The sequence below is a fragment of the Vibrio sp. LB10LO1 genome (assembly GCF_010092875.1).
GTDB lineage: Bacteria > Pseudomonadota > Gammaproteobacteria > Enterobacterales > Vibrionaceae > Vibrio > Vibrio campbellii.
Genome location: NZ_JAADJW010000045.1, coordinates 21,829 through 34,977 on the forward strand (window position 1 = coordinate 21,829; position 13,149 = coordinate 34,977).

The 13,149-nt window shown below is 47.5% G+C and carries 13 protein-coding genes; 12 read left to right on the forward strand and 1 reads right to left on the reverse strand.

Annotated elements, in window-relative coordinates; genetic code table 11:
• Positions 1 to 120 precede the first annotated feature (120 nt).
• From flgB to flgL, 11 genes are all read left to right on the forward strand, one after another.
• Positions 121 to 516 (forward strand): flagellar basal body rod protein FlgB, encoded by a 396-nt coding sequence (gene flgB / locus GXP65_RS22390; RefSeq protein WP_005425594.1) that lies wholly within the window; start codon positions 121 to 123, stop codon positions 514 to 516.
• Positions 517 to 521: 5 nt separating this feature from the next.
• Entirely contained in the window at positions 522 to 935 is a 414-nt protein-coding gene (gene flgC / locus GXP65_RS22395; RefSeq protein WP_005425613.1) for a flagellar basal body rod protein FlgC, read from the forward strand.
• Between the two features lie 17 nt (positions 936 to 952).
• Complete coding sequence (gene flgD / locus GXP65_RS22400) at positions 953 to 1,660, forward strand: flagellar hook assembly protein FlgD (protein ID WP_005425626.1); 708 nt, start codon at positions 953 to 955, stop codon at positions 1,658 to 1,660.
• Positions 1,661 to 1,692: 32 nt separating this feature from the next.
• On the forward strand, positions 1,693 to 3,006 hold the full coding sequence (flgE, locus tag GXP65_RS22405) for a flagellar hook protein FlgE (RefSeq protein WP_103413488.1): 1,314 nt from the start codon (positions 1,693 to 1,695) through the stop codon (positions 3,004 to 3,006).
• Positions 3,007 to 3,321: 315 nt separating this feature from the next.
• Positions 3,322 to 4,071 carry a flagellar basal body rod protein FlgF gene (locus GXP65_RS22410; protein WP_005425588.1) on the forward strand — a complete coding sequence of 250 codons (750 nt, stop codon included), beginning with the start codon at positions 3,322 to 3,324 and terminating at the stop codon, positions 4,069 to 4,071.
• An 18-nt stretch (positions 4,072 to 4,089) separates the two neighbouring features.
• On the forward strand, positions 4,090 to 4,878 hold the full coding sequence (flgG, locus tag GXP65_RS22415; protein WP_005425600.1) for a flagellar basal-body rod protein FlgG: 789 nt from the start codon (positions 4,090 to 4,092) through the stop codon (positions 4,876 to 4,878).
• 30 nt (positions 4,879 to 4,908) lie between these two features.
• A complete protein-coding gene (flgH, locus tag GXP65_RS22420; protein WP_005425645.1) occupies positions 4,909 to 5,688 on the forward strand; it encodes a flagellar basal body L-ring protein FlgH in 780 nt (259 codons plus the stop codon).
• 44 nt (positions 5,689 to 5,732) lie between these two features.
• Entirely contained in the window at positions 5,733 to 6,824 is a 1,092-nt protein-coding gene (locus GXP65_RS22425) for a flagellar basal body P-ring protein FlgI (RefSeq protein ID WP_005425633.1), read from the forward strand.
• Positions 6,825 to 6,842: 18 nt separating this feature from the next.
• The gene (flgJ, locus tag GXP65_RS22430; protein WP_005438655.1) at positions 6,843 to 7,769 is read left to right on the forward strand and encodes a flagellar assembly peptidoglycan hydrolase FlgJ; all 927 of its coding nucleotides are present in this window, start codon (positions 6,843 to 6,845) and stop codon (positions 7,767 to 7,769) included.
• Between the two features lie 165 nt (positions 7,770 to 7,934).
• On the forward strand, positions 7,935 to 9,848 hold the full coding sequence (gene flgK / locus GXP65_RS22435) for a flagellar hook-associated protein FlgK (protein ID WP_005425639.1): 1,914 nt from the start codon (positions 7,935 to 7,937) through the stop codon (positions 9,846 to 9,848).
• A gap of 12 nt (positions 9,849 to 9,860) precedes the next feature.
• The gene (flgL, locus tag GXP65_RS22440; protein ID WP_162093772.1) at positions 9,861 to 11,051 is read left to right on the forward strand and encodes a flagellar hook-associated protein FlgL; all 1,191 of its coding nucleotides are present in this window, start codon (positions 9,861 to 9,863) and stop codon (positions 11,049 to 11,051) included.
• Positions 11,052 to 11,106: 55 nt separating this feature from the next.
• On the opposite strand, the gene GXP65_RS22445 is transcribed toward flgL, so the two are convergent.
• A complete protein-coding gene (locus GXP65_RS22445) occupies positions 11,107 to 11,265 on the reverse strand; it encodes a hypothetical protein (protein ID WP_155396278.1) in 159 nt (52 codons plus the stop codon).
• Between the two features lie 236 nt (positions 11,266 to 11,501).
• Here GXP65_RS22445 and GXP65_RS22450 point away from each other — a divergent pair, with 236 nt between their 5' ends.
• A complete protein-coding gene (locus GXP65_RS22450) occupies positions 11,502 to 12,656 on the forward strand; it encodes a flagellin (RefSeq protein ID WP_005425620.1) in 1,155 nt (384 codons plus the stop codon).
• Positions 12,657 to 13,149: the final 493 nt, after the last annotated feature.

Sequence of the window (13,149 nt, forward strand, 5' to 3'; positions counted from 1 at the left end):
GCTTGCTTATTGCAATCCATGACGTCGGTAACTGAAGCGGCAAAACGGCATGCTCTATTTTTGGCACGCTAATTGCTTTTTAGTTATTAATAACGGTCAGTTCTTACTGTAGAGGCAAACATGGCTATATCTTTTGACAATGCATTAGGCATCCACCAGTACACGGTGGGCGTACGTGAGCGCAACGCGGAGGTGATTTCCACTAACATCGCGCAAGCAAACACGCCTGGCTACAAATCAAGAGGTTTAGACTTTGCTAAGGAATTGCAGGCGGCAACATCCGGGGCAAGCATTGGTCTTAGCCGCACAGATGGTCGGCATATTCCTGCCACTACAACCTTGGTTGGGGACAAGCTATATCGTCTTCCTACGCAACCAGATACGGGCGATGGCAACACGGTAGATTTGGATTTAGAGCGTAACTTGTTTATGCAAAACCAAATCAGACACCAGGCATCACTCGACTTTCTAGGTAGCAAATTCAAGAACTTAACCAAAGCAATCAAAGGGGAATAATTTAGATGAGCTTATTTAACGTTTTCAATGTGACAGGTTCCGCAATGAGCGCTGAATCCGTTCGTCTGAATACTACCTCAAGCAACTTGGCGAACGCCGACAGTGTCAGCAGCTCTGCGAAAGACACTTACAAAGCGCGTCATGCTGTATTTGGTGCTGAGTTAAGTAACGCCATGCGTGGCGGTGATACGGTGCCAGTGAAAGTGATGGGTATTGTAGAAAGCGACAAACCGCTGAATGCGGAGTACAACCCAGACCATCCCCTTGCAAACGACGAAGGCTACATCTACAAGCCTAACGTGAATGTAATGGAAGAAATGGCAAACATGATTTCGGCTTCTCGCGCATACCAAACCAATGTGCAAGTAGCGGATTCTAGTAAACAAATGCTGCTGCGTACGCTGCAGATGGGTCAATAAGGATAAGGGGGTAGCGTATGGCCGGAATTAACAACGTTGGTCAAAGCGGCTTGTCCTATATCGACCAGCTTAAAAGCCTACAAGAGAACAAGAAGACTGAAGAGAGCACAGGTAAGCAGGACCTGAAACAGGAAGACTTCCTATCTTTGCTCACCAAGCAATTGTCTCAGCAGGACCCTTTTAAGCCGGTAGGTAATGACCAGATGATTGCGCAAATGGCGTCATTTGCGACCGTAGATGGCATCGGTAAGATGAACTCTCAGTTCGAGAGTTTGAACTCGTCAATGACATCAAACCAAGCGTTACAAGCTTCCTCTTTGGTTGGTCGTGACGTGTTGGTCCCTGGCGCGGCGGGTGTAAAGCAAGACAATGCAACAATGGCGGCAATGGTTAAGCTTGCACAACCTCTCGACAACCTGTTTGTTCGAGTGGAAAACGAAGCGGGCCAATTGGTGCGTACTTTTGAGGTAGGTGCGAAACCAGCCGGCGACACTCGTGTGCTTTGGGACGGTAATGATGAAAACGGAAATCCAATGCCTGCTGGCAAATACAATGTGAAAGCGTCTGGCTTGGTAGATGGGGAGTCGCAAGAGTTCCCAGTGTCTACTTACGCCAACGTGAACAGTGTATTGCTAGGTAAGGGCGACGGAAACGTATTACTCAATCTGGCAGGTTTTGAATCGCCAGTTCGACTTGCAGAAGTATTGGAAGTCGGCAAAGCGTAATTCAATAGCGCGTCAGGTTAGGAGATTTTGGAATGTCATATGTATCTTTAAGCGGTTTGTCCTCCGCTCAACTGGATTTGAACACCACCAGTAACAACATTGCGAACGCCAACACGTACGGCTTTAAAGAGTCTCGTGCGGAATTCAGCGATGTGTACTCAAACTCTTTGTTCACTAACGCAAAAACCACTCCGGGTGGCGGTGCACAAGCGAACCAAGTGGCACAACAGTTCCACGAAGGTTCAAGCATTTACACCAACAACCCAATGGACTTGCGTGTGTCGGGTACGGGTTTCTTCGCAGTAGCGAAAGATCGCCTTATCCCACAGCAAAATGAAATGACACGTAACGGTGCGTTCCATTTGAACAAAGACAACTACATGGTAACAGCGAACGATGAGTTCCTACTTGGTTACCAAGTAAACCCTGAGTCTGGTGAGGTTTCGTCTTACGAGCCGCAACCAATCAATATCCCTGCAGAATTTGGTAAGCCAAAGCAAACAGCGAACATTGAAGTGGGTGTGAACTTACCGGCTAATGGTGATTTGAAAGATCCGACTCAGTTTGATTTCTCAGATCCAGATACATACAACCGTTCGACTTCTTCAACGATTTATGACTCGATGGGTCAGTCTTACAAGCTAACGACTTACTACTTGAAAGACCAAACTCAGCCGAACACGTGGCAAACTTACTACACAGTGACAGACAAAGGCGGTGAGAAGCCATTGAACGTTGCTAACGGTGATGCTGCAACGCCAACGGGTCACGTTGGTCACACGATGAAGTTCAACAACGATGGTACATTGGCAAGCCTAAACAACGGTCAGCCAATCACATCGGTAGCGTTGGGCGATCCTGCGACAAACACTAGCCCAGTGGATTTAAACGGCGCGGATCCTGCGCAAACACTTAACTTTGGTTTAGGCTCAGCGACTCAGTTTGCTGCACCATTTGAACTGACTAAGTTCGATGAAGATGGCGCGACAACGGGCTTCCTGACTAAAGTAGACTTTGATGAAAACGGCAGCGTATTGGGTACTTACTCAAACGGTGAAAACGTAACATTGGGTCGTGTGGCGCTAGTGCGTGTTCCAAACGAGCAAGGTCTGGATAAGAAAGGCGGCACTCAATGGGATTCAACTCAGTTCTCTGGTGACAAGATCTGGGGTGAATCAAACAAAGGCTCTTTCGGTACTATCAACAACGGTATGCTAGAGCAATCAAACATTGATATGACTCAGGAGCTGGTGGATTTGATCTCTGCTCAGCGTAACTTCCAAGCGAACTCACGTGCGCTAGAAGTACACAACCAGCTACAACAAAATATCCTGCAGATTCGTTAGAGCACTCGTTAGTTAGCTCTATCATCTGCTTAATCAAACGCTGCGTGCACTTGCCGTATCGTTTGATGACATCATGACATTCATCTGGTGCTCAACCTGAAAATACCTCAGTTCAGGTTGGGCATGCTTTGATCTCTGGCTTGCCGCTGTTGCCGCTAGGCGGATCAAAACATTGCCTCTCCCTTGGCTGATTCATCCTGAATTGCCATCTGAAAACCCTCAATTTATATTCAAGCTTTTGATTAATAACATTATTTTAATGTTGGCATAACTATTGCTTTTACTCCTTTGTACAGAGAACTTTTGGAGTAATTTATGGATCGCGCACTGTTTCTCGCAATGAGCGGCGCCAAGCAAAATATGCAGGCCCTGCAATTGCGTGCCAACAACCTGGCAAACGTGAGTACAACTGGCTTCCGTGCTGACTTAGCACAAGCTCGCTCTATGCAAGCTTATGGTGAAGGTTTGCCTTCACGTGTATTCAGCATGACAGAACGTCCAGGACATAACTTTGCGCAAGGCAGTGTGATCACAACCGGTCGTGACCTCGATATTACGGTAGAAGGCAGCGGCTGGATTTCTGTTATGGACCAAACTGGCAAAGAAGGTTTGACGCGTAACGGTAACCTAAAAGTGGATCAAAACGGCTTGCTAACGAATGCAAGCGGTCATGTGGTGTTGGGCGAAAACGATGCGCCAATCACCTTGCCAATCCCAGTCTCCAAAATCGAAATCGGTCGTGACGGCACCATCTCTGTACTGCCTCAAGGTGCGCCGGCTGAAGAATTAGAAGTGGTTGATCGTATCAAGCTTGTACGCACAGACGATCAAAACTTGTTTAAAGATACCAATGGCTTATTCCGCCATAAAACTCCAAACCAGCCTTACGAAGCAGACGGCTCTATCAGCATCCAAACCGGTGCAATTGAAGGTAGTAACGTGAATGCCGTAGGTGAAATGACCGCTCTGATTGACCTTCAACGTCAGTTTGAAATGCAGGTCAAAATGATGAGCACCGCTGAAGAGATGGATAAGTCTTCAGATTCATTGCTTCGTATGAGTTAACAGAGTTAGAGGTTCACAATGCATCCAGCACTATGGGTAAGTAAAACAGGTCTAGACGCCCAGCAGACCAACATCGCAACGATCTCGAACAACTTGGCGAACGCCTCAACCGTAGGTTACAAAAAGAGCCGTGCGGTATTTGAGGATTTGTTCTACCAAAACATCAACCAGCCAGGCGGCCAATCTTCTCAGAACACGGAACTGCCAAGTGGTTTGATGCTGGGTGCCGGTTCTAAAGTGGTTGCGACGCAAAAAGTGCACACGCACGGTAACGCGCAAACCACAACCAACGCGTTGGATATGATGGTGGAAGGCGATGGCTTTTTCCAAGTGACTTTGCCAGACGGCAACATCGGTTACACCCGTAACGGTCAGTTCACGCTAGATGGCGAAGGTACGCTAGTGACTTCTGGCTCTGGCTACCCTGTAGAGCCGGAGATTGTGATTCCTGAAGACGCAATTTCTATCACGGTTGGTACAGACGGTGAAGTCTCAGTGCGTATTCGTGGTGAGCAAAACAACGTTGTAGTAGGCCAGCTAACCATTACTGATTTTGTAAACCCGGGTGGTCTTGAGCCAATCGGTCAGAACCTTTACCTACCAACTGGCGCAAGCGGTGATCCACAAGAAGGTGTCCCTGGTCTTGATGGTTTGGGTGAAATTCGTCAATCCATGCTTGAAGCATCTAACGTGAACGTAACGGAAGAGCTGGTCAACATGATCGAAGCGCAGCGCGTTTACGAAATGAACTCAAAAGTAATCTCATCGGTCGACAAGATGATGAGCTTCGTCAACCAGCAGTTGTAATCACTAAGATCGGGATTTAGGGAGCCAATGATGAAACGTATTTGTCTACTTGCACTTATCACGACCATGTCTGGTTGTGCGATGCTAGAACCGATTGAAACCGACGAAGTCAGCCAAGCGACAACGGTGGTGGATGCGGTTGAAGGCGATAAGTCGAAAGAAGAGAGCAGCGGCATCATTGATACTTTGCGCGGCAGAACCGATCCGGTGGCTGGCGATCCGGCATGGGCACCGATTCACCCTAAACAAAAACCAGAGCACTATGCGGCAGCAACGGGCTCTTTGTTTAGCACCGAGCACATTACCGACCTATACGACGATTCTAAGCCACGTGGCATCGGCGACATCATTACCGTAACGCTCGACGAAACCACTCGTGCGACTAAGAGTGCCAACGCCGATCTATCAAAAACCAACGATGCGAAGATGGAACCTCTGTCTGTCGGTGGTCAAGAGCTGCAAATTGGCGGAAAATATAACTTCTCGTACGATCTGAACAACACCAACACCTTTGCCGGCGACTCTTCGGCTAAGCAAAGCAACAGCATCAGCGGTTACATCACGGTAGAAGTCATTGAGGTGTTGGCAAACGGCAACCTAGTGATCCGCGGTGAGAAGTGGATGACCCTGAATACGGGTGATGAGTACATTCGTCTAAGCGGCACAATTCGCCCTGATGACATCAATTTTGACAATACTATTGCGTCAAATCGCGTATCTAACGCAAGAATCCAATACTCTGGCACAGGCTCACCACAAGATATGCAAGAGCCAGGTTTCTTGGCACGATTCTTTAATGTAGCCCTGTAAGACGTCGCAATGACGGCAAATTGACTGCAAGAGATTGAGTAAGCATGAAAAGAATCCTATTAGCACTGTTGAGCGTTGCGCTGTTTGCAACCACAGCCCAAGCCGCACGTATCAAAGACGTGGCGCAAGTGGCAGGTGTGCGTAGCAACCAACTTGTGGGTTATGGCTTGGTTTCAGGCTTACCGGGTACGGGTGAATCAAACCCGTTTACAGAACAAAGCTTCGCGGCAATGCTGCAAAACTTCGGCATTCAAATGCCGCCGGGTACCAAACCAAAAATTAAGAACGTTGCCGCAGTTATGGTAACGGCAACATTGCCGCCATTTTCAAAACCGGGTCAGCAAGTAGACGTTACGGTCTCTTCGATCGGCAGTGCAAAAAGCTTGCGTGGTGGCACCTTGCTACAAACCTTCCTAAAAGGTCTAGACGGCCAAGTGTACGCTGTCGCGCAAGGTAACCTAGTCGTGAGCGGTTTTAGTGCAGAAGGTGCTGATGGCTCTAAAATCGTGGGCAACAACCCAACGGTTGGTCTTATTTCAAGCGGTGCAACCGTAGAGCGTGAAATTCCAAACCCATTCGGACGTGGTGACTACATCACATTCAACCTGCTTGATTCTGACTTTACCACTGCGCAACGTATGGCGGATGCGGTGAATAATTTCCTTGGCCCTCAAATGGCCAGTGCGGTTGACGCGACGTCTGTTCGTGTCCGTGCTCCACGTGATGTGAGCCAACGTGTTGCCTTCTTATCGGCAATCGAAAACCTAGAGTTCGATCCTGCGGATGGCGCGGCGAAAATCATTGTGAATTCTCGTACCGGTACGATTGTGGTCGGCAAGCATGTTCGCCTGAAACCTGCGGCAGTGACGCACGGTGGCATGACGGTAGCAATCAAAGAAAACCTTAATGTGAGCCAACCAAATGGCTTCTCTGGTGGCCAAACTGTGGTTGTGCCTGACTCTGATATCGAAGTGAATGAAGAGAAAGGCAAGATGTTCAAGTTCGAACCGGGTTTGACACTAGATGACCTAGTCCGTGCAGTGAATGAAGTCGGTGCAGCTCCGTCGGATTTAATGGCGATTCTGCAAGCATTGAAACAAGCTGGTGCCATTGAAGGCCAGCTGATCATCATCTAATCGATTAGGAGAGAAACCATGGTTAACAATCCTAACGATATCGGCTTTATTCATGACATCAGCTCCCTCGATACCCTTCGTCAGAAAGCGGTGAAAGAGGGTAAAGATGGTGAGCATGAAGCATTGCAAGCGGCCGCTCGTCAGTTTGAATCGATCTTTACTTCGATGATGTTGAAGTCGATGCGCGAAGCGAATGAAGGCTTTGAGTCAAACTTAATGAACAGCCAAAACGAAAAGTTCTACCGTCAAATGCTGGATGAGCAAATGGCGAGTAACTTAAGTGCATCGGGTTCGATGGGCTTGGCTGACATGATTGTTAAGCAGTTGACGGTTGGGCAAGGCGACGACAAGGCTGAAACAGCCATGCGTGATGCAGCAAACAATGCTGTGGAATACCGTCGTGTGGATCCGAAGAAAGCTCGTGAAATCGAGCAGCGCTTGATTGAATCTGGTCAGCTATCACGACCGGGTTCAGAACCATCACGTTTTGATTCGCCAGAGTCTTTTGTTAATTCGATGAAGCCATACGCAGACCGTGCAGCAAAAGCCTTGGGTGTTGAACCTTCATTGCTATTGGCTCAAGCCGCGCTAGAAACAGGCTGGGGGCAAAAAGTCGTTAAGAACGCACGTGGCAGCAGCAACAACCTGTTCAACATTAAAGCTGACCGTAGCTGGCAGGGTGATAAAGTGACGACTCAAACGCTAGAGTTCCACGATAACACGCCAGTGAAAGAGACGGCGGCATTCCGTTCTTACTCGAACTACCAAGATAGCTTTAACGACTACGTTCGCTTCTTGAATGAGAACCCGCGCTACGAGACTGCTCTTCAACAAGGCGGTGATTCTGAATCCTTCATTCGTGGAATTCACAGCGCAGGGTACGCAACTGACCCAAGCTATGCAGACAAAGTGCTGCAAGTGAAGCAAAAAATCGAGAGTATGTAATTCACCCGATTACGAATGCTTGATGTACATTTTGAGAAGGCTTGCCACAGTGCAAGCCTTTCTTTTTTCGTGCTTTCTCTTTCTTTCCTAAACTGGCACACCTTTTGCTAATTGCTAACTAGGTGATCGGTCAATACCGATTTTATTTCGTTTTTGGGGGCATGTATGGCGTCAGATTTGTTGAATGTAGGTACACAAAGTGTGCTTACCGCTCAGCGACAGTTGAACACGACTGGTCATAACATTTCTAATGCAAATACAGAGGGTTACAGTCGTCAGTCTGTTATCCAAGGCACCAACGATCCGCGTCAATTTGGTGGGTCAACTTACGGCATGGGCGTGCATGTGGAAAATGTTCGCCGCTCTTGGGATGAGTTTGCCGTTAAAGAGCTGAACCTCTCCACAACCAACTATGCCAACAAGCTCGATAACGAGAAGAACCTTGATTTGCTTTCTAGCATGTTGTCTTCAGTGGCATCGAAAAAGATCCCAGAGAACATGAACGAGTGGTTCGATGCGGTGAAAACCATGGCGGATACCCCAAATGACATGGGCGCGCGCAAAGTGGTGCTGGAAAAAGCCAAATTACTCAGCGATACCCTCAACGAATTCCACGAAACCGTACGTCAGCAATCGGACGTGACGAACAAGTCACTGGACATGGGCATTGAACGCGTGAATCAACTTGCCGTTGAAATCCGCGATGTTCATCGATTGATGATGCGTACCCCGGGTCCTCATAACGACTTGATGGACCAACATGAAAAACTGATAAAAGAGCTGTCTGAATACACTAAGGTGACGGTAACGCCACGTAAAAATTCGGAAGGTTTTAATGTCCATATTGGTAATGGACACACCCTTGTTTCGGGAACCGAAGCGAGCCAATTGAAGATGATTGATGGCTCTCCAGATGTACATCAACGCCGACTTGCTATGGTTGAAGGTGGCGGCATTAAAGCCATCAAATCAGACGATATTGACGGCAAAATTGGCGCATTGCTCAAGATGCGTGATGAGCACATTCCACAAGTGATGGACGAGCTTGGCCGCTTAGCGACGGCGTTCTCTAGTGAAGTAAACCACCTGCAATCACAAGGTTTGGATCACTACGGTAATGTGGGTGACCCGTTGTTTACCGATGTGAACTCAGAGCGACTGGCGAAATCTCGCGTGGTAGCTGGGCCTCAGTCTACGGCTGATATGGCTGTTTACGTTAATGACATCAGTGCACTGAAAGGTGGTGAGTACTCGTTGCGTTACGATGGTGACAGCTATGCGGTGACTAAGCCAAATGGCGAGACCGTCAAACTTAATACCGATGCAGGCAATGCGTTCTACATCGACGGAATGCGTGTTGAAGTTCGCAATGAACCAAAGGTCGGCGAGCACGTGTTACTTCGTCCTACGCGTAGCAGCGCAGCACAAATGAAAGTCGAAACAACGGATCCAAAAGCGATCGCCGCGCAAAGTTACGAAGCATCGACCACTTTTGCTCAAGGTAATGCGAAGTTTGAAATCCTTGATGCGGGTGACTTGCGTGAATTTGAAGTGGTGGTGTCTCCAACAGGTGACCAATTCGCAGTGACAGACACTAAAGGCAATGTGCTTATGGCTCCGCAGCCATATCCACCGACTGGGCCGGTCTCAGTCAGCCTTCCAAGTAATCACCCTGCTTATAACAACGGCGGCGCAACCGTATTTGAGCTAAGTGCAGGCGCATTGGCGAACGATAAGTTTACCGCCAACTTAGTGCCGTCTGAGGGTGATAATGGCAACTTGCGTAAGATGCAAAACATCCAAACTGACAAGAAGATGAATGGCAATGAGTCGACCATCATGAGCTTGTACTTCAACTTGAACACTGATGTGGGTTTGAAGACATCAACTGCAAGTCGATTAGCGGATGTTGCCCAGTTAGAAAGCGAGGCAGCACAAGAGCGCGTGGCGTCGATATCGGGGGTAAACCTCGATGAAGAAGCGGCCAACATGATGAAGTTCCAACAGGCGTATATGGCCTCTTCTCGTGTGATGCAGGCAGCCAATGACACCTTCAATACCATCTTGCAGTTGCGATAAAGGAGGCCTTAGATGTTAACGCGAATTTCTAGCTTCCATAACTACCAGTCGGTGCAGAACGACTTGCGCCGTCAGGAAAATAAGGTTCACCATAATCAGGAGCAATTGGCTTCTGGTAAGCAGTTGACTAAGCCAAGCGATGATCCGCTGGCAACCCACTACATTCAAAGTATCGGTCAGCAAGAAGAGCAGTTAAGGCAGTACCTAGATGCGATCGTTCTGGTTCGTAACCGTCTAGAAAACCAAGAAGTGGTTGTTGCTAATGCAGAGCAGTTTGTTGATGAGTCGAAGCGTATTTCGATGGAAATGATCAACGGTGCCTTTTCTCCAGAAGACCGCGCAGCGAAAAAGCGCGAACTGGAAGAAATTGCCAACAACTTCATGGCGCTTGCGAACTCTCAAGATGAGTCGGGTAACTACGTGTTTGCTGGAACGAAACCAAAATCACAGCCTTTCTTTCGTGATTATGACGGTAGCGTGGTTTATACCGGTGACGATTATCAACGCAAGATGAAGATCGCCAGCAATATTGAGCTGAGTATCAACTATCCGGGTAATAAAGTGTTCTCGGAGATCCCAAACCCTTTTGGTGATTTTGAACCGCAATACGACCTGCAAGAGGGTTCTGAGCTGTTGCTTGGACAAGCGACCGATGAATCTAGAAGTGACTCAAATTACAAAGTGACTTTTGTAGATATGAGCAATGGCAAGTTTGGTTACCAACTGGAAAAAGACGGCGGCATTGTTCAGGTCGATGACTATTCGCCAATTGACGGCATCCAATATGAAGGCGTCAACATTCAGCTGAAAGGGCAAGTATCCGCAGGGGATAGCATCACGCTGGAGCCGCGCCAAACCTTCAGTGTTTTTGATGCATTCAAAGAAACCATGCAGTGGTCAGAGAGCTCAGTATCTGACGCATCGGCGACGGCAAAGCTGCATCAAATGACGGAAGAATTCCAAGCGGCATTTGTTCACATGAACAAAGTGAGAACCGATGTGGGTGCTAAGTTGAGCACGCTCGATATTCAAGAGCAAAACCACGAAGATTTTAATTTGTCTCTGGCGAAAGCGAAGAGCAATTTTGAGGACTTGGATTACTCCAAGGCAGTGATTGAGTTCAGTGAGAATTCACGTGCATTGCAAGCCTCACAACAGGCATTTGGCAAAACCAAAGACCTGACGTTGTTTAACTATATTTAACGCGCCTATCGTCTATGCAGTGCGTTCGGTGCTCGAAACGTTCGATTTTAATGCCTTATGTGCCAAGCCTTAAGTGCGAGAAATCAACGAAAAGCACCGAGTAATGCGAGCCAAGCGGCATGATTTGACCGAAAGCGGCAATCAAGCCAACGGTAATTTGAGCGGCAATAGAGAAACAGCAACTCGGCAACACAACAAAATATGAGCAAGACAAGGCTCGTGCCCCATATGCGCTATAACTTGTTGTTGATTTGTTCATTATTAAAAGAACAAATAGTTTGAAACAAGTTGGCACACAAATTGTATTGATGTTGTCAGAACAGACTTACGAGATCCTAAATCTTGCCATATAAGCAGATTTAGCAACGAATTTTTTACGGTCAGTGCTTATCCAAATGAGAGTAAAGCTGGCCGCTTCGCAAAAGCTTGCGAACTCAACAGGAGAGCATAATGGCTGTAACAGTTAGTACTAACGTCTCCGCGATGACCGCGCAGCGTTACTTAAACAAGGCGACCAACGAACTTAACACTTCAATGGAGCGTCTATCATCTGGTCACAAGATTAACAGTGCAAAAGACGATGCGGCAGGTCTACAGATCTCTAACCGTCTTACTGCACAGTCTCGTGGTCTTGATGTGGCGATGCGTAACGCGAACGACGGTATCTCGATTGCCCAAACGGCAGAAGGTGCGATGAACGAAGCGACGTCAGTCATGCAACGTATGCGTGACTTGGCGATTCAATCTGCAAACGGTACTAACTCTCCTGCAGAACGCCAAGCGATCAATGAAGAATCATCTGCGTTGACGGATGAACTAAACCGTATCGCAGAAACAACATCATTTGGTGGTCGTCGTCTATTGAACGGTTCGTTCGGTGAAGCGGCATTCCAAATCGGTTCAAGCTCTGGTGAAGCGATGATCATGGCACTAACGAGCATCCGCGCGGATGACCAGCGTATGGGCGGTGTGACTTTCTTCTCTGAGAATGGCAAAGACAAAGACTGGGGCGTCGATCCTACTAAAGCGGATCTAAAAATCACCCTTCCAGGCATGGGTGAAGATGAAGACGGCAATCCAGATGACCTAGAGATCAACATCAACGCAAAAACAGGCGATGATATTGAAGAGTTGGCAACGTACATCAACGGCCAATCTGATATGATCAACGCATCGGTAAGCGAAGATGGTAAACTGCAAGTATTCGTCGCGCACCCGAACGTGCAAGGTGATATTTCAATCTCTGGTGGTCTAGCATCGGATTTAGGTCTAAGTGATGAAGCAGTGCGCACATCAGTGCAAGACATCGATATGACAACCGTGCAAGGTTCTCAAAACGCGATTTCTGTACTGGATTCAGCGCTTAAGTACGTGGATTCACAACGTGCTGACCTAGGTGCAAAACAAAACCGTCTAAGCCACAGCATCAATAACTTGGCGAACATTCAAGAAAACGTTGATGCGTCAAACAGCCGAATTAAAGATACGGACTTTGCGAAAGAAACCACGCAAATGACCAAAGCTCAAATTTTGCAACAAGCAGGTACTTCGATTCTTGCTCAAGCGAAACAGTTGCCAAACTCTGCGATGTCACTATTGCAGTAGTTTACCTAGCCTGTATTCAATACATTCAGACGTGGATGGGAATGCAGGCTTATGGCAAGCAACATTATAATAGAATGTGCGGCTCTCTCATCTCTCACCTGCCAATCATTTTCAATGTAAGGTTGCACCCGGTGTGCCGGTTATGTGTTCATTTCTCTTGATCTCCACATAGGCTCTGGCTACCAACCTAGCCCCAGTTCTCTCAAAGGAAAAGGGGCTTTTTCTTTTCTATCGTCCAGATAAAACCTTCCTGAATCTCATCTAACCCACTGCTTTTTATTGGCTTTTGGTTGTTCTTTGTTCAATTTACAGCGCTCGGCTTAAGCTTTAGAAACTTGAGGCCTTTTTTCTACTTTTCTTCAATTTTTCTAGCCAAATCTCGCAAATTCACTTTTTTTGATTTTTTTCTAAAGCTTCTGAAAACCGAGTCGTTAATAGAAGTAACTTTGAGAGAACTACTTGGTTTTCCGAGACGTCGGAAACCGCTACATCG

Coding starts and splice junctions, on each gene's coding strand:
- GXP65_RS22450 (WP_005425620.1), top strand. CDS start 11,502: ATGGCTGTAACAGTTAGTACTAACGTCTCCGCGATGACCGCGCAGCGT.
- flgJ (WP_005438655.1), top strand. CDS start 6,843: ATGGTTAACAATCCTAACGATATCGGCTTTATTCATGACATCAGCTCC.
- flgE (WP_103413488.1), top strand. CDS start 1,693: ATGTCATATGTATCTTTAAGCGGTTTGTCCTCCGCTCAACTGGATTTG.
- GXP65_RS22410 (WP_005425588.1), top strand. CDS start 3,322: ATGGATCGCGCACTGTTTCTCGCAATGAGCGGCGCCAAGCAAAATATG.
- flgL (WP_162093772.1), top strand. CDS start 9,861: ATGTTAACGCGAATTTCTAGCTTCCATAACTACCAGTCGGTGCAGAAC.
- flgD (WP_005425626.1), top strand. CDS start 953: ATGGCCGGAATTAACAACGTTGGTCAAAGCGGCTTGTCCTATATCGAC.
- flgC (WP_005425613.1), top strand. CDS start 522: ATGAGCTTATTTAACGTTTTCAATGTGACAGGTTCCGCAATGAGCGCT.
- GXP65_RS22425 (WP_005425633.1), top strand. CDS start 5,733: ATGAAAAGAATCCTATTAGCACTGTTGAGCGTTGCGCTGTTTGCAACC.
- flgK (WP_005425639.1), top strand. CDS start 7,935: ATGGCGTCAGATTTGTTGAATGTAGGTACACAAAGTGTGCTTACCGCT.
- flgG (WP_005425600.1), top strand. CDS start 4,090: ATGCATCCAGCACTATGGGTAAGTAAAACAGGTCTAGACGCCCAGCAG.
- flgB (WP_005425594.1), top strand. CDS start 121: ATGGCTATATCTTTTGACAATGCATTAGGCATCCACCAGTACACGGTG.
- flgH (WP_005425645.1), top strand. CDS start 4,909: ATGAAACGTATTTGTCTACTTGCACTTATCACGACCATGTCTGGTTGT.